The organism is Magnetospirillum moscoviense, from assembly GCF_001650635.1.
Taxonomy (GTDB): domain Bacteria; phylum Pseudomonadota; class Alphaproteobacteria; order Rhodospirillales; family Magnetospirillaceae; genus Magnetospirillum; species Magnetospirillum moscoviense.
Genome location: NZ_LWQU01000104.1, coordinates 66029 through 86510 on the forward strand (window position 1 = coordinate 66029; position 20482 = coordinate 86510).

General features: G+C 66.5%; 20 protein-coding genes. 12 read left to right on the top strand and 8 right to left on the bottom strand.

Translation table 11 applies throughout. From position 1 onward, the window contains the following. Positions 1-3 precede the first annotated feature (3 nt). From A6A05_RS04990 to A6A05_RS05020, 7 genes are read left to right on the top strand one after another with little or no spacing between them, the layout of a single operon-like run. The gene (locus A6A05_RS04990; RefSeq protein WP_068498074.1) at positions 4-1134 is read left to right on the top strand and encodes an SGNH/GDSL hydrolase family protein; all 1131 of its coding nucleotides are present in this window, start codon (positions 4-6) and stop codon (positions 1132-1134) included. Continuing rightward, positions 1131-2396 (top strand): O-antigen ligase family protein, encoded by a 1266-nt coding sequence (locus tag A6A05_RS04995; protein WP_068498076.1) that lies wholly within the window; start codon positions 1131-1133, stop codon positions 2394-2396. The genes A6A05_RS04990 and A6A05_RS04995 overlap by 4 nt, the downstream gene beginning before the upstream one ends. Before the next feature lie 40 nt (positions 2397-2436). Beyond that, positions 2437-3915 (top strand): hypothetical protein, encoded by a 1479-nt coding sequence (locus A6A05_RS05000; RefSeq protein ID WP_156520911.1) that lies wholly within the window; start codon positions 2437-2439, stop codon positions 3913-3915. 12 nt (positions 3916-3927) lie between these two features. Next, the gene (locus A6A05_RS05005; RefSeq protein WP_068498080.1) at positions 3928-4917 is read left to right on the top strand and encodes an NAD-dependent epimerase/dehydratase family protein; all 990 of its coding nucleotides are present in this window, start codon (positions 3928-3930) and stop codon (positions 4915-4917) included. Between the two features lie 5 nt (positions 4918-4922). Further along, positions 4923-6167: a class I SAM-dependent methyltransferase gene (locus A6A05_RS05010; RefSeq protein WP_172822195.1), complete on the top strand. Its 1245-nt coding sequence runs from the start codon at positions 4923-4925 to the stop codon at positions 6165-6167. A gap of 2 nt (positions 6168-6169) precedes the next feature. Then, a complete protein-coding gene (locus A6A05_RS05015; RefSeq protein WP_068498082.1) occupies positions 6170-6952 on the top strand; it encodes an NAD-dependent epimerase/dehydratase family protein in 783 nt (260 codons plus the stop codon). Position 6953: 1 nt separating this feature from the next. After that, positions 6954-7712 (top strand): glycosyltransferase family 2 protein, encoded by a 759-nt coding sequence (locus tag A6A05_RS05020; RefSeq protein WP_068498084.1) that lies wholly within the window; start codon positions 6954-6956, stop codon positions 7710-7712. Here the strand turns inward: A6A05_RS05020 and galE are convergent. The 5 genes from galE to A6A05_RS05045 form a co-directional block, all read right to left on the bottom strand. Beyond that, positions 7703-8722, bottom strand: a complete 1020-nt coding sequence (gene galE, locus A6A05_RS05025; protein WP_068498086.1) for a UDP-glucose 4-epimerase GalE — start codon at positions 8720-8722, stop codon at positions 7703-7705. The two genes, A6A05_RS05020 and galE, sit on opposite strands and share 10 nt — an antisense overlap. A 73-nt stretch (positions 8723-8795) precedes the next feature. Next, a complete protein-coding gene (cysC, locus tag A6A05_RS05030; RefSeq protein ID WP_068498089.1) occupies positions 8796-9437 on the bottom strand; it encodes an adenylyl-sulfate kinase in 642 nt (213 codons plus the stop codon). Between the two features lie 22 nt (positions 9438-9459). Next, entirely contained in the window at positions 9460-11313 is a 1854-nt protein-coding gene (gene asnB, locus A6A05_RS05035) for an asparagine synthase (glutamine-hydrolyzing) (protein WP_068498091.1), read from the bottom strand. Positions 11314-11319: 6 nt separating this feature from the next. Further along, positions 11320-12024, bottom strand: coding sequence for a glycosyltransferase family 2 protein (locus A6A05_RS05040; RefSeq protein ID WP_068498093.1), 705 nt, complete (start codon positions 12022-12024; stop codon positions 11320-11322). Positions 12025-12058: 34 nt separating this feature from the next. Continuing rightward, positions 12059-13006 (bottom strand): UDP-glucuronic acid decarboxylase family protein, encoded by a 948-nt coding sequence (locus A6A05_RS05045; RefSeq protein WP_068498094.1) that lies wholly within the window; start codon positions 13004-13006, stop codon positions 12059-12061. 190 nt (positions 13007-13196) lie between these two features. On the opposite strand from A6A05_RS05045, the gene A6A05_RS05050 reads away from it, so the two are divergent. Next, positions 13197-14408, top strand: a complete 1212-nt coding sequence (locus A6A05_RS05050; RefSeq protein WP_068498096.1) for a nucleotide sugar dehydrogenase — start codon at positions 13197-13199, stop codon at positions 14406-14408. A gap of 12 nt (positions 14409-14420) precedes the next feature. Here A6A05_RS05050 and wecB read toward each other — a convergent pair whose 3' ends face one another. Genes wecB through A6A05_RS05065 form a run of 3 tightly spaced genes read right to left on the bottom strand, consistent with a single transcriptional unit; the run spans position 14421 to position 16882 of the window. Beyond that, positions 14421-15509 (bottom strand): non-hydrolyzing UDP-N-acetylglucosamine 2-epimerase, encoded by a 1089-nt coding sequence (gene wecB / locus A6A05_RS05055; protein WP_156520913.1) that lies wholly within the window; start codon positions 15507-15509, stop codon positions 14421-14423. Between the two features lie 17 nt (positions 15510-15526). Further along, positions 15527-16147 carry an SIS domain-containing protein gene (locus A6A05_RS05060; protein ID WP_068498099.1) on the bottom strand — a complete coding sequence of 207 codons (621 nt, stop codon included), beginning with the start codon at positions 16145-16147 and terminating at the stop codon, positions 15527-15529. 21 nt (positions 16148-16168) lie between these two features. Continuing rightward, positions 16169-16882, bottom strand: coding sequence for a nucleotidyltransferase family protein (locus tag A6A05_RS05065; RefSeq protein ID WP_068498101.1), 714 nt, complete (start codon positions 16880-16882; stop codon positions 16169-16171). Between the two features lie 121 nt (positions 16883-17003). On the opposite strand from A6A05_RS05065, the gene htpX reads away from it, so the two are divergent. Genes htpX through gmhB form a run of 4 tightly spaced genes read left to right on the top strand, consistent with a single transcriptional unit; the run spans position 17004 to position 20482 of the window. Next, a complete protein-coding gene (gene htpX / locus A6A05_RS05070; RefSeq protein WP_068498103.1) occupies positions 17004-17987 on the top strand; it encodes a zinc metalloprotease HtpX in 984 nt (327 codons plus the stop codon). Between the two features lie 50 nt (positions 17988-18037). Further along, entirely contained in the window at positions 18038-19342 is a 1305-nt protein-coding gene (locus A6A05_RS05075) for an RsmB/NOP family class I SAM-dependent RNA methyltransferase (RefSeq protein WP_068498105.1), read from the top strand. A gap of 13 nt (positions 19343-19355) precedes the next feature. Continuing rightward, positions 19356-19949, top strand: a complete 594-nt coding sequence (locus A6A05_RS05080; RefSeq protein ID WP_068498107.1) for a D-sedoheptulose 7-phosphate isomerase — start codon at positions 19356-19358, stop codon at positions 19947-19949. 2 nt (positions 19950-19951) lie between these two features. Continuing rightward, on the top strand, positions 19952-20482 hold the full coding sequence (gene gmhB / locus A6A05_RS05085; protein WP_068498109.1) for a D-glycero-beta-D-manno-heptose 1,7-bisphosphate 7-phosphatase: 531 nt from the start codon (positions 19952-19954) through the stop codon (positions 20480-20482).

The window sequence follows — 20482 nt, forward strand, 5'->3', positions numbered from 1 at the left end:
GGCATGGGTGCGGTTCTGAGACTTGTCGGATGGAATCTGGCCCTTCTGGCCGGTCTGCTGATCCTGGCCGAGCTGGTGTTCGGCGGCTGGCTAGGCGATTCTGCCAATTCCGACCTGCAGCGTTTGTCGATCTACCGCGATGTGACCTGGCAATTGTCCGCCGCCGACAAATATGGCCGCGCGGACACGGTGTCCTATCGCCGCGACTCCTTCGGGTTTCGCGGCAAGTACGGGACGCCCGCCGATGTGGCGATCCTGGCGGTGGGCGGCAGCACGACGGACGAGCGTTTCGTGTCGGAAGGCGAGACCTGGACCGATGTGTTGTCGGCCTGCCTGGCCGAACGCGGCGCGCCGACGCCCATCGCCAATGCCGGGGTGGCCGGGCAATCGTCGCGGGGGCACATTCTGGATTTCGACATCTGGTTCCGCCATGTCCCGGCTTTGCGGCCGGCCGTGGTTCTGGTTTACCTGGGCATCAACGAAAAGGTCCTGGATGGCCGGGTGATCGAGGACGACGTCCAGCGCTACACCGAATCCGGCCGCCCGCCATGGGCCGAGCGCCTGCTGATGAAAAGCGCCCTGTATGGATTGGTGACCACCGCGCGCGGCAATTTCGCCGCCTGGAAGGCCGGCTATCACGCTTTGTCGGCGACCGGAGGGGCCGAGACGCAGTCGCGTCGGGTCGATCGCCTGTGGCGTGACGCGTCGGCCCAGCAGGTGATGGTGGGCACCGCCGACCATGATCGGCGCCAACAGGCGGTCGCCATGCAAAAGAAGCCCGAGCTGGAGGCCTATGCGCAGCGCTTGCGGGTTCTGGCCGAGACCATTCGAGCCTTCGGCGCAGAACCGGTTTTCGCCACCCAGGCCGGCGGTTCCTATCGCCGGGCCGGCAAGACGATCAGCGGCAATCTCGACGACTATTTCGAATTGGCCGCCTTCAACGCCGTCACCTTGCAGACCTGCGGCCAACTCGGCCTGCGCTGCCTGGATGTCGGGGCCAAGCTGGAATTCACCGATGGCGACCTGTGGGACGTCGTCCACACCACGCCCCAGGGGTCGCGCAGGGTTGGCGCCGTGATGTGCGACTCGGTGCTGGCGGCAGGGATCGCGCCGGTTCCGGGACGCCGGCCATGACGGCGCAGCGCTTGGCCGGCTATGGCTTCGTCACCGCGGCCTTTCTGATGCCCGTCCTGGGGGTAGCCGCTCCGCTGGGGATTGCCCCGTTGGGGGCCTTGCTGGCGCTGGCGACGGTGCCGCTGGTCTTGCGGACCGGCGCGTTGCGGCGCCTGCCGCGGGCGATATTGATCCTGCCCGCGCTGCTGGTGGTCTGGGGGGCGATCAGCACCTTGTGGGCCATCGACCCGCGCGAGGCGCTGGGAGGGACGGCCAAGCTGGCTCTTTCCACCTTGGCCGGCCTGGTGACCGTCGCCGCCGCCCTGGACGTCGAGGATCACTGGCGCCGATGGACCGGCCTGGCCCTGCTGGCGGCGGTAATACTGGCCGGGTGTGTCCTGATCGTCGAATATCTGACCGGAAACGGCGTCACCTATGTTCGGCAGACGTTGGCGAACGGCTCGATCTCGCTGCTCAGAAGCTCGCTGGGGCGGGGTGCGGTGATCGTGGCCATGGTCGCGCCGGCCGCCATCGTCCTGGGGCTTTCCCACCGGTTCCGCTGGGGGGTGGCGGCTTTGGCGCTGGTGCTGGCCGGGTTGTTCCTGGGCGACAGCCTGTCGACCCGGCTGGCGGTCGCCCTGGCCATTCTGGCGGCGGTGGCATCCCTGCTGCGGCCGCCCGGGCTGTTGCGTGCGGTCGCCGTGGCTACGATCGCGCTGATGGTGGCGATTCCGCTGGCCGCCCAACGCATGCCGGATCCGCACCATACCTTCCAGAACTGGCGGTGGCTGCCGATGTCGTCGCACCACCGCATGACCATCTGGGGGTTCACCGGCCAGCACATCGCCGAAAAGCCGATCCGGGGATGGGGCATGGAGGCGTCGCGGAGCATTCCCGGCGCCGACGAGGAAATCCAGGTCTGGCGCTACGATGCCGACGGCACGCGCACCAACGTCGGACTGCGCGAGCCCCTGCTGCCGCTTCATCCGCACAACGCGGTGCTGCAGGTTTGGCTGGAACTGGGACTACCCGGCGCAGCCTTGCTGTCGGCCTTCCTGTTGGCGGTGCTGCGGGTGTTGTCCCGGATCGATCCGGCGCGTCGGGTCGAGCGGGCCGCCGGCCTGGCGGCGTTCGTCGGGACCTTCGTCGTCGCCACCGTATCCTATGGCTTCTGGCAAAGCTGGTGGCAGGCGTCGATGTGGCTGGCCGCCGCACTGCTGGCCATGGCGAGCCGGCCCGAGGGCGCGGCGAACACGGTTGCAATTGATCGGGCCGCTGAGTAGGGTCCTGCCGACCAAAGGATCAAGGGCAGGCATTCAAGTGATGCGTTCACGTGGCGCGACGGTGGCATGGATGGGCTGGACGGCGGCGGCGTGTGCCCTGTTGCTGATGGCCGTGCGGGCCAGCGATGCCCTGTCGTTGCGCCAGCCGATGCAGGCCGTCACCAGCGGCGCCGAGTTCGAGGCGTTGTTCGCCATCTGGAAATTCATCAACGGCGAAGCGGTCTATCAGGACCCCTACCGGATTCCCTTCGCCGCCAGCTACTATAATTGGCTGTTCTATGCCTTCTACGGCACCTTCGCCGGCCTGGGCCAGAAGCTTCTGGGGCTGAATGATTGGTGGCTGCCGACCTTGACCAAGGTGGCGACCTTGTCGCTGTGCGCCGCCGGCTCGGCGCTGCTGGCGCGGCTGCTGCGATTGGCCGCCGCCGACAACGTCTTCTGGCGCACTCTGGCCTGGCCGTTGTCGCTGTGTTTCTTCTTCGGGCCGCTGATCGGCTATTGGGCCGTCGCGGTGACCTGCGAGCTGGGTGCGGTGGTGTCGGCGGTGGCCGCGCTTTTGGTGTTCCTGCGTTGGTACCCGGACCGGCCGATGGCGGCCACCATCGCCGCCGCCCTGTTCGCCGCCGCCGCCTGGAGCTTCAAGCAGTCCAACATCTTCGTCGGCGCTGCCTTGTTCCTGTTCCTGCTGGCCCGCCGGCAATGGCGGCTGGCGGCGCTGTCGCTGGCCATCCCGGTGGCGGTAGTGGCCTTGAGCGGCTGGATCGGTGGCCAGGCCTATCGCGACATGGCCTTCTTGAAGAAACAGACGATGTTCTTCGCCTGGTGGCAACTGGGGCGCAATCTCGGCAATTTGCTGGTCAAGACCACCCCCTATCTGGCCATGGTGGCCCTGATCCCGCTGGCCCTGTCGCGGCTGCCGGGCGGGTTGCGCGCCGCCTGGCGCGACGACCGCCTGCTGCTGTCGCTGATCGGGCTGGGGGTTTCGGCCGTGCTGTCGATTCCCGCCAGCGCGAAGACGGCGGCGGCGGAAAACTATTACTTCGTCATGGTCGTGTTCATGGTCTTCGCCGGGACCGTCACCCTGGCCCGCGTCGAAGCGGGGCCGTGGATGCGCCGTCTGGTCGGGGCCGGTTTCGCGCTTTACGCCGTGGCCTGCCTGCTGGTGGTGGCCGGAGTAACCGGGGTGACCTCGGTGGCCGAATCCCATCGGCGCAATGTCTTGCAGGCGGCTTGCATCAAGGACGTCGCCCGGCCGCTCTATATCAACGACGTTCATCTCAGCCTGCCGTGGTTCGCCCTGGAAGGGCCGTACTTCGTGCTGGCGACCATCTATTGGGAAGACCGCCAGTTGGGCATGAGCTTCGAACGCGACGGCGTCGGCGGACTGATCCGCGACGGCGCCTTCGCCACCATCGCCATCGGTGCCGGCGCCCCTCCGGTATGGGATGGCCAGCATTTCGATCGCTACCGAAGGACCTCCAGCTGCGGCGGTCTCGATCTTTACTCCAGACAGAATTAAGGGGAGCGCCTCGTGGCCAAGAAAATCCTGGTTACCGGCGGCACCGGCTTCATCGGTGCGGGCATCGTCAAGCGTCTGCTGGCTGATGGTCATACCGTCCGGGTGCTCGACAACAACAGCCGGGGCGCCGACCGTCGCCTGAAGGACGTTCACGGCCAGTACGAGATGGTCGAGGCCGACATCCGCGATCTGGCCAAGGTGTCGGACGCGGTCAAGGGCATGGATTGCGTCGCCCATCTGGCCTATGTCAACGGCACCGAGTTCTTCTACACCAAGCCCGATCTGGTGCTGGATGTCGGCGTCAAGGGCATGACCAATGTCATCGATGCCTGCATCGCCCATGGGGTCGGAGATTTCGTGCTGGCGTCCAGTTCCGAGGTCTATCAGACCCCGCCGGTGGTCCCCACCCCCGAGACCGTGCCGCTGGTGGTGCCCGATCCCTTGAATCCCCGTTATTCCTATGGCGGCGGCAAGATCATCTGCGAATTGATGGCGCTGAACTACGGTCGCAAGCATTTCGAGCGCATGACCATCTTCCGTCCGCACAATGTCTATGGCCCCGACATGGGCTGGGAACACGTACTGCCGCAATTCGTGCTGCGCATGAAGGATGTCCACGCCGCCACCCCGGCCGGCCGACCGGTGACCTTCCCGATCCAGGGCAGCGGCCAGGAAACACGGTCCTTCGTCTATATCGACGATTTCGTCGATGGGCTGGCCCTGATGATGGACAAGGCCGAACATATGAGCATCTATCACATCGGCACCATGGACGAGGTGTCGGTGGCCGACGTCGCCCGCCAGGTCGGCGCCTTCTTCGGCCGCGCGGTCGAGCTGGTTCCCGGCACCTTGCAGCCGGGCGGCACCATGCGCCGTTGCCCGGACATCGCCAAGCTGGCGGGGTTGGGCTATGCCCCCAAGGTTTCGCTGGCCCAGGGCGTGCCCCTGCTGGCCCAATGGTATGTGGACAATGCCGGCTTGATGCCGGCCAGCAAGGATTGATCGCCATGAGCATGCGCATGCGTGTCCGGACCACCTGCCGCATCTGCGGCGGATCGCATTTGGTCCGCACCCTGGATCTGGGGGCGCAGCCGCCGTCCAATTCCTTCCTGGCCCCGGCCGACATCGCCGCCGAGCAGGCCTTTCCGCTGGAAATGCATCTGTGCACCGATTGCGGCCTGTCGCAGTTGGTCCACATCGTCTATTCCGAGGACATCTTCGACGAGTACCTGTACCTGTCCTCGACGTCGCGGGCGCTGTGCCAACATTATCAGGGGCTGATCGACGGCGCGCTGGCCCGGTTCGATCCGCCGGCCGGCGCGCTGGCCGTCGATATCGGCTGCAATGACGGCATCATGCTGCGCCGCTATCCGGAAGGGCGCTGCCGCCTGCTGGGCATCGAGCCGTCCTCGGCCGGCAAGTGCGCCCGCGAGGCCGGGTTCGAGGTCATCGACCAGTTCTTCGAGGCCGGCCTGGCCGAACGCCTGGCCACCAGCCATGGCCGCGCCGCCCTGATCACCGCCACCAACGTCTTTGCCCATGTCGATGACATCGCCTCGTTCGCCGCCGGGGTGCGGACCCTGCTGGCCGATGACGGTGTCTTCATCATCGAGTTCCCCTATCTGGTCGATATGGTCGAGCGGCTGTATTTCGACACCATCTACCACGAGCATCTGTGCTATCTGGCGCTGACCCCGCTGGATCATCTGTTCGCCAAGGTCGGCCTGCGCGCCTTTCGGGTCGAGCGGACCGAGGTCGGCGCCTCGGGGCCGGCGCTGCGCCTGTTCGTCTGCCGGGCCGAATCTGCCCGCGCCACCGAGGACAGCATCACCGCCATGCGCGCCGACGAGCAGGCCTGGGGCATCACCGACCCGGCCCGGTACCGCGATTTCGCCGCCCGGGTGGAACGGATCCGCGACCGCATCCTGGCCCTGATCGCAGAGGTCAAGGCCAAGGGCGGCCGGGTCGGCGCCTATGGCGCGCCGGCCAAGGGCAACACCTTGCTGAACTACCTGAAGCTGGGACCTTCCGATATCGAAATGGTGGCGGAAAACAACGCGTTGAAGGTCGGCAAGGTGACGCCGGGCAGCCATATCCCCATCGTCGGCGACGATTCCTTCCTGGCCAGCGGCATCGACACCGCCTTGCTGCTGACCTGGAACTACCTGGATTTCTTCCTGGGCAATTCCGACTTCATCAAGAAGGGCGGCAAGTTCATCGTCCCGCTGCCCGACGTCAAGATCGTCCCGTGACCATGGGGCCGATCGTCGTCATCGGAACCGGCGGTTTCCTGGGCGGTTTTCTCGCCGCCCGCTGGGAACAGGCCGGGCGGATGGTGATCCGTGTCGGCCGCGACGATTCCTTGCCGGCCGAGGCCGACATGGTGGTCGATTGCAACGGCGACGGCCGGCGCTTCTGGGCCAACCAAAACCCGGCCGCCAGCTTCGCCGCCAATGTCGCCCCGGTGATGGCGCGCGCCGCCTCGATCCGCCATCGTCTTTATGTCCTGGCCTCGACGGTGGATATCTATGGCCATGGGCGGGAAAGCCAAGCCACCAGCGTCGAGACGGCGACCATCGACCCGGCCGGGCTGGACGTCTACGGCTTCCACAAATACCTGGCCGAACAGCTGGTGGCCCGCCATGCCAGTGCCTGCCTGATCCTGCGGCTGGGCACCCTGATCGGGCCGGGCCTGCGCAAGAATCCGGTGTTCGATGCCCTGAACGGCCAGCCGATCCGGCAAACCCTGGACAGCACGCTGCATCTGCTGCATCTAGACGTGCTGGGCGAGCGGGTGGACGCCATCCTGTCGGCGGGAGGACAAGGCCTCTTCAACATCTCGGCGTCGGCCTCCATCACGGTCGGCCGCCTGCTGGAGATGGTGGCGGCCCGGCAAGGCCGGACCATCCAGGATTTCACCATGCATCCCGAATTGATCACCACCCGCTACGACGTCAATATCGACAAGGTGGCGGCCCTGGGAATGGTTCCCACCTCCGAGGCCATGCTGGCCGCCTATCTTGACGGAGCCCGCTGAGATGGCCGCTGAATCTGCTCTCGACGCCCAACTGGATATCGTCATTCCAGTCTATAACGAGGGCAGCAACATCATCCCGGTGCTCGACGCCTTCCGGCGCGAGGTCAAGACGCCGTTCCGGGTGCTGATCTGCTACGATTTCGCCGAGGACAACACGCTTCCGGCCATCGCCGCCTATCCCCAGGACGGCATGGAGATCCGGTTGGTGAAGAACCCCGAGCGCGGCCCCCACGCCGCCGTGCGGGCCGGCCTGGCCGCCTCGACGGCGCCCATGGTGCTGGTCTACATGGCCGACGACGATTACAACGCCGACGTCATTGATCGCATGGTGGCCAAGATGAAGGCCGGTTGCGACGTCGTCGCCGCCAGCCGTTTCGTCAAGGGTGGCTGTTTCGAGGGCTGCCATTGGCTGAAGAAGTTGATCACCGTCACCGGCTCGCTGGCGCTGCACCATATCGGCGGCATACCGGTCCATGACGGCACCAACGCCTTCCGGATGTTCTCGCGCCGGCTGCTGGATAGTGTCGAGCTGGAATCGCGCCTGGGCTTCACCTTCGCCATCGAACTGATGGCCAAGGCGGTGCGGCTGGGCTGGAAGGTCGACGAGGAAGCCGCCCGCTGGTACGAGCGCGCCGACAAGCCGTCACGCTTCCGGGTGATGGCGTGGTTGCCGGCCTATCTGTTCTGGCTGCGCTATTCGGTGGCGACCGCCTGGTTGCGGCGCGGACCCGAGACGGTGACGCTGCGCCGTCAGCCGTGACCGGCGGCGTCCGTCCGGTTCAGCGATTCTTCCCACGCCAGGGCGGTGCGGATGATCTGGTCCAGGTCGTCGTATCGCGGCGACCAGTCCAGCAGGGCGCGCATGCGCCCGACCGCCGCCACCATCGCCGGGATGTCGCCGTCGCGCCGTCCCCCCTGACGCACCGGCAAAGGCCGGCCGGTAACCCGTTCCACCGCCGCGATCACCTCGCGGATCGAGTAGCCATGGCCGTATCCGCAATTGATGACGGTCGATTTCCCGCCGCTATCCAGATAGCCGAGAGCGGCATAATGCACCCCGGCCAGATCGCAGACATGGATGAAGTCGCGGATGCAGGTACCGTCGGGGGTGTCGTAATCGTCGCCGAACACTTCCAGGAACGCCCGCCGCCCCACCGCCGCCTGGCAGGCGACACGGATCAGGTGGGTGGTTTCATCCTCGCGCTGGCCGCGCCGGCCCTGAGGGTCGGCGCCGGCGACGTTGAAATAGCGCAGGCAGACGAAGCGCATCGCCGACACCTGACCGATATCGGCCAGCATCTGTTCAATCATCAGCTTCGAATGGCCATAGGGCGACATCGGCCGGCAGGGCGTGTCCTCGGTCACCGGTAGTTGGGCGGGGGTGCCGTAGACCGCCGCCGTCGAGGAAAAGACGAAGCCCCGGATTCCGGCCCGGGCGCAGGTGGCGATCAGGCTCAGGCTTTTGGCGACGTTGGTGGTGTAATAATCGACCGGATCGCGCATCGAATCCGGCACCAGGATGCGCCCGGCGAAATGCATGACCCAGCCGATCCCATGGCTGGCGATCAGCTGGCCGACCAGGGCGTCATCGGCGATGTCGCCTTGCACGAAGGTCACGCCCGGGGGGATCTGGCGGCGATGGCCGCGCGACAGGTCGTCCAGCACCACCACCTGGCGGCCGGCGTCGCATAGGACCTGGCAGACATGGCTGCCGATATAGCCCGCTCCGCCGGTCACCAGGATGGCGTCTGCCTGCGTTGCTGCGCCCATCAATATCCGCCGATCATGCTATCCGTTCCATAAGTTCCCCCCCCCATACTGCATTCTCGGGGGCGGTGACAACCTAAGAAGCGACGTGCCCGACGCTGACCTGGTCGGAGGGAAGGGCGAAAGTCCGCTCGACATAGGCCACCAGCGTGGTCAACGTCCGGTCTATGGTGCAGTTTTCGGCATTCAGGCGCAGCTCGGGCGCCTCGGGTGGCTCGTAGGGCGCCGAGATGCCGGTGAAATCGGGAATCTCGCCCCGCCGGGCCTTCTCGTATAGGCCCTTGGGGTCGCGCTGTTCGCAGACATCTAGGGGCGTGGCGACGTGGATCTCGTGGAACTGCGCGGGCCCCATCTGGCGCACCCGCTCGCGGTCGGCGCGATAGGGGCTGATGAAGGCGGTCACCACCAGCAGCCCGGCCTTGGCGAACAGGTGGGCCACCTCGCCGACGCGGCGAATATTCTCGGTGCGGTCGCCGGGCGAGAAGCCCAGGTCCGAGCACAGTCCGTGGCGGACATTGTCGCCGTCCAGCACATAGACCTGCCAGCGCTTGTTGAACAGCTGGCGTTCCAGTTCCATGGCGATGGTCGATTTGCCCGATCCGGACAGACCGGTCAGCCACAGCACGCCGCCGCGATGGCGGTTCAGATCGGCCCGCGCCTCGCAGGTCACATGGTGGTGGACCTCGACGATATTGGTCGATTTGATCGACGAACTCATGGACTTGCTTCCCTCCCGGGCTTCACCGGCACTTGCGTTCCCAGGCGTCCAGCACCAGGAGCGACCACAATTTCAAAGAATGATCCCGCCGGCCGCCGGCTTGTTCGTCCAGCAATCGGCGCACCGGCGCCCAGGTCAGGCCCAGCTCGGCCATCCTGGCCGCCGTCAGGCGATCTCGCAGCAGCGGCGCCAGCGAGGTGCCCAGCCACACCCCCATCGGCGGGTTGAAGCCCAATTTGGGCCGATCGACGATGGCGGCCGGCAGCAGGCGGCGCGCCACCGCCTTCAAGATGGTCTTCTTGCCCTGGGCCATGCGCAGGTCTGCCGACATCCGCCCGACCGCCTCGACCAGCCGGTGATCGATCAGCGGCAGGCGGACTTCAAGGGCGACGGCCATGCTCATGGCGTCGCCATAAGCCAGCAGATTGCCGGGCAGGAACGAGGCCAGGTCGGTCTGTTGCATGGCGTCCAGGGGTGCGGCCGAGGGGGCGGCGCGATAAAGGTCCGCCATCGGGCGCGGCGGCGGCGGGCTTTGGCCCAGCAGCAGGGCCCGCTCGGCCGGGTCGAAATATTCCACCCACGCGGCATAGGCTTCGGCCGGGTCCAGTCCCAGCGCCGCCAGGAACTCGCGGGCGCGGCGCCAGGAATGGCGGCCGGCGCTGTTTTCCGGAATCAGCCTGGCCAGGGCGGCCCCGGCGCGGCGTACCGGGCCGGGCACGCTTTGCGCCAGCCGGGCCTGGAAGATGCCGCCCTGATAGCGCGGATAGCCGGCGAACACCTCGTCGCCGCCGTCGCCGGCCAGGGCGACGGTGACGTGCCGACGCGCCATCCCCGACAGATCGCGGATCAGAAGCGCGGTGGGATTGCCGAACGGTTCGCCGAAATGGCGGACCATGTCGTCCAGGAAGCCGACGGTCTCGGCCTGGGCCGGCAATTCGGTATGGATGGCCCCGACATGGTCGGCCACCGCGCGGGCGGCGTCGCGCTCGTCATAGGCGGCCTCGGCGAAGGTCATGGTGAAGGTCTTGGGCGGCGGCCCCCCCTGGCGTTTGCGTTCCTCGGCCATCAGGGCGGCGATCACCGAGGAATCGATGCCGCCCGAGAGGAAGCAGCCGACCTCGACATCGGCGATCATGCGGGCGGCCACCGCCTGGCGTAGCAGCGGCAAAACCTCTTCGACCGCCTCGTCCAGGCTGGGGGCGCGCTCGCCGGTGACCTGCGGGCGCCACCATTGGCCGGTCTCGGCCTGGCCGTTTCGCCAGCGTAACCAGTGTCCGGGCGGCAATTTCCGGATGCCGGCATGGATGGTGCGGGGCGCCGGCACGTACAGGCAGGCGAGATAATCCGACAAGGCGGCGCGGTCCAGTCCCAGATCCAGGCCGGGATGGGCGCGCAAGGACTCGATTTCCGACGCGAAGGCGATGCCGCCATCGGCCAGCCGGCCATAGACCAGCGGCTTGACCCCCAGGCGGTCGCGCACCAGCAGCAACTCGCGCGTTTGCGCATCCCACAGGGCGAAGGCGAACATGCCGGCCAGGCGACCAAGGGCGTCCAGACCGCCCCGCATCAGCAGGCGCAGCAGGATTTCGGTGTCGCTGGCGGTGACGAAGGCTTCGCCGGCGGCTTCCAACTCGGCCTTCAGGTCGCGGTAATTATAGATTTCGCCGTTGAAGGCGAAGGTCCAGCGTCCGCACGGGCTGGCCATCGGCTGGGCGCCGCCGGGGGAAAGGTCGATCACCGCCAAGCGGGTATGAACCAGACCGATCCCCTCGGCAATCCAGACACCCCGCCCATCCGGTCCACGATGGGCCAATCGGGCGGCCATCGCCTCCAGCACCGAAGGATCGGGTGTGGTCGATCCCGCGATACCGCACATGGCCGATCAGGAGAACAGGTTGTAGCGGACGATGCAGTAGAAGGCGCGCACGCCGTCTTTCCAGCCGATCTTCTTGCCCTCTTCGTAGGTCCGCCCGGCATAGGAGATGCCGACCTCGAAGATGCGCGGACGCGGGCGCATATGGGCGATCTTGGCGGTGATCTCGGGCTCGAAGCCGAAGCGGTTCTCGACGATATCGACGCTTTGGATGATCTCGCGACGGAAGGCCTTGTAGCAGGTCTCCATGTCGGTGAGGTTGAGATCGGTGAACATGTTCGACGCCAGCGTCAGCAGCTTGTTGCCCATCGAGTGCCAGAAATACAGCACCCGGCTCTCCTCGCCGCCCTTGAAGCGCGAGCCGAACACCACGTCGGCGCGGCCGTCGATCAAGGGGCGCAGCAGCTTGGGATAATCGTTGGGGCTGTATTCCAGGTCGGCATCCTGGACCAGCACGAAATCGCCGGTGGCCTGCTTGAAGCCGGTGCGCAGCGCGGCACCCTTGCCCTGGTTGATGCCGTGGAACTGGGTGGAAATCTCGGGATGCTTGGCGGCCAGTTCCTTCATCACCTCGACCGAGCGGTCGCGCGAGCCGTCATCGACGATGACCATCTCGAGGTCCAGGCCGCAACGGTCGGCGGCCAGGACCCGATCGACGATGGCTTCAAGGGTCTTTTCCTCGTTGTAGCAAGGAATGACGATGGACAGCTTCATACTGAGCCTCGTAACGGTGCCGAGAGGGGGGGTGTCAGTTCGCGCGGGCGCGGAAATAGTCGATGGTCCGGGTCAGGCCGGTTTCCAGCGCTACGCCGGGTGTCCAGTCCAGCAGCGCCTTAGCCTTGGTGATGTCGGGCTGGCGCTGCAGCGGGTCGTCGGCCGGCAGCGGCTTGGTGATCAACTCGGACTTCGATCCGGTCATGGAAATCACCAACTCGGCCAGCTGGCGGATGGTCATCTCGTAGGGATTGCCCAGGTTGATCGGGCCGGTGACCTCGTCGGGCGAGTTCATCAGGCGGACGAAGCCATCGATCAGATCATCGACGAAGCAGAACGAGCGGGTCTGGCTGCCGTCGCCGTAAATGGTGATCGGGCGGCCTTCCAGCGCCTGGACGATGAAGTTCGACACCACCCGGCCGTCGTCGGGATGCATGCGCGGGCCGTAGGTGTTGAAGATTCGCGCCACCTTGATGCGCAGCCCGTGCTGGCGCCAGTAATCGAAGAACAAGGTCTCGGCGCAGCGCTTACCCTCGTCGTAGCAGGCACGCGGGCCGATCGGATTGACCGCGCCGCGATAATCCTCGGTCTGGGGATGGACCTCGGGGTCGCCATACACTTCCGAGGTCGAGGCCTGGAAGATCTTGGCGCCGACCCGCTTGGCCAGTCCCAGCATGTTGATGGCGCCGTGCACGCTGGTCTTGGTGGTCTGCACCGGGTCGCGCTGATAATGGATCGGCGAGGCCGGGCAGGCCAGGTTGTAGATCTCATCGACCTCGACATAAAGCGGGAAGGTCACGTCGTGGCGGATCAGCTCGAAATACGGGTTGCCGATCAGATGGGCGATGTTTTCCTTGGTGCCGGTGAAGAAATTATCGACACACAGCACGTCGGCGCCGTCGGCCAGCAGCCGTTCGCACAGATGCGACCCCAGGAAGCCTGCGCCACCCGTCACCAAAACCCGCTTGCGACCGTACTTCATGCCTACTTATCCCATGCGCTGGACGGTCTGTTCTTACGGCGTGGCGGGCGCTCTGGCAAGGAATTACGACGATCGCGCGGCAATTGACAGCGTGGCGGATACACCTATGATCGGCGCGCCCGCACGCGACCCGCGCCAACCCGTCCGGTCGCGGGCCGCTTCGTCAAGACAGTCCAAGGATCGCCCGGTCATGCAGACCTCAGCCCGCAAGGATTTCGACCTGTGCATCGTCGGCGGCGCCGGCCATGTCGGCCTGCCCCTGGCCCTGTCATTCTGTCATGCCGGTTTGAAGGTTCTGGTCCATGATTTGAACGAGGCGATCTTCCCCGAGATTCGCGCCGGCCGCATGCCCTTCCTCGAGCACGGTTCCGACGAGTTGCTGCGCGAGGCGCTCGATACCGGCCGGCTGACGCTGGACGCCGACATCTCGTCGGTGGCGCGCGCCGAAACCGTCATCATCACCATCGGCACCCCGGTCGATGAGTTCCTGAACCCCGTCCACAAGGCGGTCAAGCAGTGCATCGATTCGCTGCTGCCGTGGATCGGCGACGGCCAGTTGCTGATCTTGCGCTCGACCGTCTATCCCGGCACCACCGACTGGCTGCACCGCACACTGGCCGACCGCCAGCGCAAGATCCTGGTGGCCTTCTGCCCCGAGCGCGTGGTCCAGGGCTGGGCCATCAAGGAATTGGCCACCACTCCGCAGATCGTCAGCGCCACCAGCCCGGACGCGCTGGCCCGCGCGCGGGCTTTGTTCGACAAGGTGGTGCCCGAGATCATCGAACTGCCGCCGATGGAGGCCGAGTTCGCCAAGCTGTTCAACAACGCCTACCGATACATGAGCTTCGCGATCACCAACCAGTTCTACATGATCGCCGACCAGGCGGGCGTCGATTATTACCGCATCCTGCACGCCATGACCCACAATTACCCACGGGCCAAGGACATGCCGTCGGCCGGCTTCACCGCCGGGCCGTGCCTGTTCAAGGACACCATGCAATTGGCGGCGTTCGCCCGCAATTCGTTCCCGATGGGTCATTCGGCCATGCTGGTCAACGAAGGCCTGATCCTGCACATCATCGAGCGGCTCAGGAACACCTATCCGCTGAAGCAGATGACGGTCGGGCTCTTGGGCATGGCCTTCAAGGCCAACAGCGACGATACCCGCGCCTCGCTGTCCTTCAAGATGCGCAAGGATCTGACGCTGGAAGCCCGCGAGGTGCTGATCACCGACCCGCTGGTCACCACCCTGCCCGACCTGTTGCCGCTGGACGAGGTGATCGCCCGCAGCGACCTGCTGATCCTGTGCGCGCCGCATGGCGCCTACAAGGAGCTGGACACCAAGGGCAAGCCGGTGGTGGATATCTGGAACTACCTGAACGGCCCCGACGTGGTGCGTTAGGCGCTTTTCGGTTTACAGCCGTTCCGCCAGAATTTGGGCGATCCGGGTCGCCGCCTTGCCGTCCCACAATTCCGGCGCCCGGCCGGCCTTGCCGCCGGTCGCCAGGACATCCTTGAAAGCGGCCATGATCGCGCCGGAATCGATGCCGACCAGGGTGTTGGTGCCGTCGGTCACGGTGATCGGGCGCTCGGTATTCTCGCGCACGGTCAGGCAGGGGACGCCCAGGGCGGTGGTTTCCTCCTGCAGGCCGCCGGAATCGGTGACCACCACCTTCGCCGCGCTCATCAGGCCCAGCATGTTCAGGTAGCCTTGCGGTTCCAGCAGCACCACGCGCGGGCCGGTCAGTTTGGCCATCAGGCCGGCCGCCTCGATGCGCGCGCGGGTGCGCGGATGGATCGGGAAGACGATCGGGGTGGCGGCGCTGATCTCGGCCAGGCAGCCGACCAGGCGGGCCAGCACCTCGGGCTCATCGACGTTGGACGGCCGGTGCAAGGTGACCAGGGTGTAGCCGTCGGTGAACGCAGCATCCTTCAAGGTCACCGCCGCCGGCACCGCGCGGGCGACATGGGCCTTCAGGGTGTCGATCATCACGTTGCCGACGAAATGCACCCGGTTCGGGTCGATGCCCTCGCGCTCCAGGTTGGCCAGCGCCGAGCGTTCGGTGGTGAACAGGAAATCGGAAATCTGGTCCGTCAACACCCGGTTGACTTCTTCCGGCATGGCGCGGTCGTACGAGCGCAGGCCGGCTTCGACATGGACCACCTTGATACCCTTCTTGGCGGCGACCAGGGCGCAGGCGATGGTCGAGTTGACATCGCCGACCACCAGAACGGCATCGGGCTTGATCTCGTCCAGCACCGGCTCGAAGCGCTGCATGATCATGGCGGTCTGCACCGCGTGGGTGCCCGAGCCGACTTCCAGGTTGACGTCGGGGCGCGGCAGGCCCAGGTCGGTGAAGAAGCTGTCGTTCATCGCGGCGTCGTAATGCTGGCCGGTATGGACCAGCGGCGCCTTGATGCCGGACGCGGTCAGGGCGGCGATCACCGGGCCGATCTTCATGTAGTTGGGGCGCGCCCCCACAACGCACAGGACCGTCTTCACCGCTGCTTCCCCCGTTTTTAGAACTTGCGCACGGCCACCAGCTCGGGCGGCATGCGGACCTGGCGGATATATTGGGCCAAGGCATGCATCACCGATTGGTGGGCGTCCTCGATCACGCCGTAATTGTCGGCGCTCACATGGACGTTGACGTCGGCCAGCCGGCCCGAGCGACCACCATTGAACCCGGTCAACGCGATGGTGCGCATGTCGTTGTCCTTGGCCCATTGGACGGCGCGGACGATGTTTTCCGAATCGCCCGAGGACGAGATGGTGATCAAAACGTCGCCGGGCCGGGCGAACAGCCGCAATTGGGCGGCGAACACTTCGGCATATTCCTGGTCGTTGCCGATGGCGGTCAGGATCTCGACGGTGGCCGACAGTGAATGGACGCGCGGTCGCAGTCCGGTATCGGCGGAAATGCCGCGGGCATGGTCGCACACCAGGTGGTTGGCGATGGCCGCCGAGCCGCCATTGCCGCAGGCATAGATGGCGCGGTCGGCGGCCAGCGCCTGGCCCAGCAGGCTTTGCGCCCCGTCCAGGCGGTCACGCGGGATCGAGGCAAGCGCGCCGCCGATCTGCACAGCATAGGCGTCGAAGAAGGCGGCGATCGAGGGGAAGGGCTGTTCGGGAAAGGTCATGGCGACTCGTATAGCAGAAAATCAGGAGCGCGGCAGCAGGGATGGCGCCTGGGCCAGGCTGTCGGGTGTGCCGATATCGATGAAGGTGCCGCTGGCCAGGTGGGCGTGGATCGAGCCGGCGGGCAGCGCCGCCAGGAAATCGCGCTCGATCGACGGTCCGCTCGAATCAGCCAGCAGGGCCAGCGCCGCCTTCGAGAACAACACGGCGCCGCCATTGATCCGGCCCGGCCCGGTGAAGGCGGGGTCCTTTTCGACGAAGGCGGCCAAGGCGCCGTCCGGGCCGATCTCGACCCGTCCATAGCGCGACACGTCGGGCACCTCGACGCACAGGATCGAACACAGCCGGCGATGGCTGCGGTGGGCGGCCAGGAAGGCCGCGAAATCGACCTCCAGCCAGGTGTCGCCGTTCAACAGCATCACCGGATCGGTCGTCAATCGCGGGTTGACAAGGCGCATGGCGCCGCCGGTGCCCAGCGGCTCGGTCTCGATGATGGTGTCCACCGGCAGGGGCGGCGGGTTGGAATCCAGGTGGGCGATCACATTGCCGGCCAGATGGCCCAGGGACAGCACGGCGCGGCCGGCGCCCAGGCGGGCCAGATGGTCCAGCAGATGGTCCAGGAACGGCCGGCCATTGATGGGGGCCAGCACCTTCGGGGTGTCGCCCAAAACCCCCCTGATGCGGGTGCCCAGGCCGCCGGCCAGCACCACCACCTCGATTCCGTCCAGACCCACCATGTCGCGCTTATCCCAGGAACTCGGATGGCGGACCCTAGCAGATGCGCCGCCCGGCTTGAAGAGGGGCAAAGTCCGCATTATTCCCTTATGGGTTCATTTTGCATCCAAAGGGGTGACTTTCATGGGCATGGCGCGTACCGCGATGCTTCTGGCCGCGATGACCGGCCTGTTTCTGGCGATCGGCTGGCTGGCCGGTGGTTCCGGCGGCGTGGTGATCGCCTTCCTGATGGCGCTGGGCATGAACGCCTTCGCCTATTGGAATTCCGACAAGATGGTGCTGTCGATGTACGGCGCCACCCAGGTCGATCGCCATTCGGCGCCGGGTCTGGTGGCCATCGTCGAGCGCTTGGCCATGCGGGCCGGCATGCCGATGCCGAAGGTGTTCATCATCGATTCCGCCCAGCCCAACGCCTTCGCCACCGGCCGCGATCCCGAGCATGCCTCGGTGGCCGCCACCACCGGCCTGCTCGATTCCTTGAGCCCGGAAGAGGTCGAGGGCGTCATGGCCCACGAACTGGCCCATGTGAAGAACCGCGACACCCTGATCATGACGGTGACCGCCACCATCGCCGGCGCCATCGGCATGATCGCCAACATGCTGGCTTTTTCCTCGATGTTCGGGGGAGGCCCTCGCGAGGAGGGCGAGGAAGGCGGCGGCGGCCTGGGGCTGATCGGCGGCATCGTCATGATGATCCTGGCGCCCTTGGCTGCCAGCCTGGTGCAGATGGCCATCTCGCGCACTCGTGAATATGCCGCCGACGCCGAAGGGGCGCGCATCTGCGGCAACCCCCTGTGGCTGGCCAGCGCGCTGGAAGGCCTGGAACGGGCCGCCCACCAGACCCCCAACTGGCAGGCCGAGCGCAATCCCGCCACCGCCCATCTGTTCATCGTCAATCCGCTGTCGGGCAAGGGCGCCGACAATCTGTTCTCGACCCACCCGGCCATGGCCAACCGCGTCGGCCAGCTGCGCGCCATGGCCGCCGAGATGGGCATGACCTGGGACGGACGCATGGGTGAGCGCGGGCATGGCGGCGGCTCGATGATTCCGCCGGCCGGCAATCCGTGGGGCGGCAATGGTTCCGACCCCAAAGGCCCGTGGGGCTGATGGCCCCGGGGATGATGGCATCAGATCGGGTTTTGCTGTAAGGGAGGGGGATGCGACAGCCTTCCTCCTCTTCCGCCGATCCCCGCGCCGTGGCGCTCGACCTTCTTGACGCCGTGCTGGTGGGCAAGCGCCTGCTGGACGAGGCGCTGGAATCGGAAAAGCGTCTGGCCCCGATGAGCGAGCGCGACCGCGGCTTCACCCGCCTGCTGGTCGCCACCACGTTGCGCCGGCTGGGTCAGATCGACGATTGCCTGGCCCGCTGCCTGGACCGTCCGGTCGGGGCCAAGGCCCAGCGGGTGCACGACATCCTGCGCATCGGCGCGGCCCAATTGCTGTTCCTGAAGACGCCGCCCCATGCCGCCATCTCGACCTCGGTCGATCTGGTCAAGGGCGGCAAGCTGAATGGCTTCGCCAAGCTGATCAACGCCGTTCTGCGCCGCATCGACCGCGACGGCCGCGACTGGCCCAAGACCCAGGATGCCGGCCGGCTGAACAGCGCAGCCTGGATGTGGGAATCGTGGGTCGCCACCTATGGCGAGGACATGGCCCAGGCCATCGCCAGCGCCCATCTGACCGAGGCCCCGATCGACATCACCGTCGCCGGCGATCCGGCCGATTGGGCCGAGCGTCTGGGCGCGGTGCTGCTGCCGACCGGCTCGTTGCGCCGGCCGTCCGGCGGCGACATCACCGTGCTGCCCGGTTTCACCGAGGGCCAATGGTGGGTGCAAGACATGGCCGCCGCCATTCCCGCCCGCCTGCTGGGCGACGTCAAGGGCCAGAATGTGGCCGATCTGTGCGCCGCCCCGGGCGGCAAGGCGCTGCAATTGGCGGCAGCCGGCGCGGCTGTCACCGCGGTTGACAAGTCGGCCAAGCGACTGGTGCGGTTTCGCCAGAATTTGAAGCGTCTGGGGCTGGAGGCCGCCATCGTCGAGGCCGACGCGGCGGCGTGGCGGCCCGATCAGCCGTTCGATGCGGTGCTGCTGGACGCGCCCTGCACCGCCACCGGCACGCTGCGCCGCCATCCCGACGGGCTGTGGCTGAAGGGGCCGGGCGACGTCGCCTATCTGGCCGACCAGCAGCGGGCTTTGCTGACCAACGCCTTGGCCATGCTGAAGCCGGGCGGCATTCTGATCTATTGCGTCTGCTCGCTGGAACCCGAGGAAGGCCCGGCCCAGATCGCCCGCCTGCTGGCCGAGCGCACCGATCTGGCGCGCCGTCCGATCCTGCCGGCCGAGCTGGGCGGGCTGGCCCAGCTGATCACCGCCGAGGGCGATCTGCGCACGCTGCCGTGCCATCTTGCCGAACAGGGCGGCATGGATGCATTCTTCGCCGCACGCCTGTACAAGATTTTGTGACGAAAGGCCGCCGATGACTCCCGCCCAATTCCTGCTGGCCCAGATGGACGAGCACGCCGAGGTCCTGGCCGCCACCCGCGATGCCGTCGCCCAGCCGTTCGAGCGTCTGGTCGAAGCCTGTGTCAAAAGCCTGGGAGCCGGCGGCAAGATCTTGTTCTTCGGCAATGGCGGCTCGGCCGCCGACGCCCAGCATCTGGCCGCCGAGATGGTGGTGCGCTATCGCATCAACCGCAAGGCGCTGGCGGCCATCGCGCTCACCACCGACACCTCGACGCTCACCGCCTGCGCCAACGATTATTCGTTCGAAGGGATCTTCTCGCGCCAGGTCGAGGCGCTGGCCCGGCCGGGCGACGTGTTGATCGGCATCTCGACCTCGGGCAAAAGCCCCAACGTGGTCAAGGCGCTGGAAGTCGGCAAGGAAATGGGCTGCGTCGCGGCCGGTTTCGCCGGCGGCGACGGCGGCGTGATGAAGGATCTGTGCGATCCGCTGCTGGTGGTGCCGTCCAAGATCGTCGGCCGCATCCAGGAAATGCACATCCTGATCGGCCACGCGCTGTGCGACCGGGTCGAAGTGCTGGCCGGCGGTCCCGGCACCCAGGCGCACTGACCATGACCAGGCGTTTCGCGCTGATCGACCGCGACGGCACCATCAATGTCGAGAAGCACTACCTGTCCGATCCCGACCAACTGGAACTGTATCCCGGGGCGGCGGCCGCCATCCGCGCCTTGAACCAGGCCGGCTGGGGCGTGGCGGTGATCACCAATCAGTCCGGCATCGCGCGCGGCTATTTCGATATGGCCCGGCTGGACGCCATCCATGCCCGCCTCACCGAGATGCTGGCCACCGAGGGCGCCCATATCGACGGCATCTATCTGTGCCCGCACGGCCCAGACGACGATTGCGATTGCAGGAAGCCCTTGCCCGGCATGGTCGAGCAGGCGGTGGCCGAGCACGGCTTCGACCCCAAGCTGGCGGTGATGATCGGCGACAAGGAAGTCGATGTCGAGCTGGGCCTGGCGGTGGGGGCGAAGACCTTCCTGGTGCGCACCGGGCATGGACACAAGCATGTGGAAGGGACCAAGGCCGCCCATGTGGTGGACGATCTGGCCCAAGCGGTGGCGGTGATTCTGGGGGGATGA

Bases quoted from the DNA above. Each gene is read 5' to 3' on its own strand.
- A6A05_RS04990 (WP_068498074.1), top strand. From the start codon at position 4: ATGGGTGCGGTTCTGAGACTTGTCGGATGGAATCTGGCCCTTCTGGCC.
- A6A05_RS04995 (WP_068498076.1), top strand. From the start codon at position 1,131: ATGACGGCGCAGCGCTTGGCCGGCTATGGCTTCGTCACCGCGGCCTTT.
- A6A05_RS05000 (WP_156520911.1), top strand. From the start codon at position 2,437: ATGCGTTCACGTGGCGCGACGGTGGCATGGATGGGCTGGACGGCGGCG.
- A6A05_RS05010 (WP_172822195.1), top strand. From the start codon at position 4,923: ATGAGCATGCGCATGCGTGTCCGGACCACCTGCCGCATCTGCGGCGGA.
- A6A05_RS05015 (WP_068498082.1), top strand. From the start codon at position 6,170: ATGGGGCCGATCGTCGTCATCGGAACCGGCGGTTTCCTGGGCGGTTTT.
- A6A05_RS05020 (WP_068498084.1), top strand. From the start codon at position 6,954: ATGGCCGCTGAATCTGCTCTCGACGCCCAACTGGATATCGTCATTCCA.
- galE (WP_068498086.1), bottom strand. From the start codon at position 8,722: ATGGGCGCAGCAACGCAGGCAGACGCCATCCTGGTGACCGGCGGAGCG.
- cysC (WP_068498089.1), bottom strand. From the start codon at position 9,437: ATGAGTTCGTCGATCAAATCGACCAATATCGTCGAGGTCCACCACCAT.
- asnB (WP_068498091.1), bottom strand. From the start codon at position 11,313: ATGTGCGGTATCGCGGGATCGACCACACCCGATCCTTCGGTGCTGGAG.
- A6A05_RS05040 (WP_068498093.1), bottom strand. From the start codon at position 12,024: ATGAAGCTGTCCATCGTCATTCCTTGCTACAACGAGGAAAAGACCCTT.
- A6A05_RS05045 (WP_068498094.1), bottom strand. From the start codon at position 13,006: ATGAAGTACGGTCGCAAGCGGGTTTTGGTGACGGGTGGCGCAGGCTTC.
- A6A05_RS05050 (WP_068498096.1), top strand. From the start codon at position 13,197: ATGCAGACCTCAGCCCGCAAGGATTTCGACCTGTGCATCGTCGGCGGC.
- A6A05_RS05060 (WP_068498099.1), bottom strand. From the start codon at position 16,147: ATGACCTTTCCCGAACAGCCCTTCCCCTCGATCGCCGCCTTCTTCGAC.
- A6A05_RS05065 (WP_068498101.1), bottom strand. From the start codon at position 16,882: ATGGTGGGTCTGGACGGAATCGAGGTGGTGGTGCTGGCCGGCGGCCTG.
- htpX (WP_068498103.1), top strand. From the start codon at position 17,004: ATGGGCATGGCGCGTACCGCGATGCTTCTGGCCGCGATGACCGGCCTG.
- A6A05_RS05075 (WP_068498105.1), top strand. From the start codon at position 18,038: ATGCGACAGCCTTCCTCCTCTTCCGCCGATCCCCGCGCCGTGGCGCTC.
- A6A05_RS05080 (WP_068498107.1), top strand. From the start codon at position 19,356: ATGACTCCCGCCCAATTCCTGCTGGCCCAGATGGACGAGCACGCCGAG.
- gmhB (WP_068498109.1), top strand. From the start codon at position 19,952: ATGACCAGGCGTTTCGCGCTGATCGACCGCGACGGCACCATCAATGTC.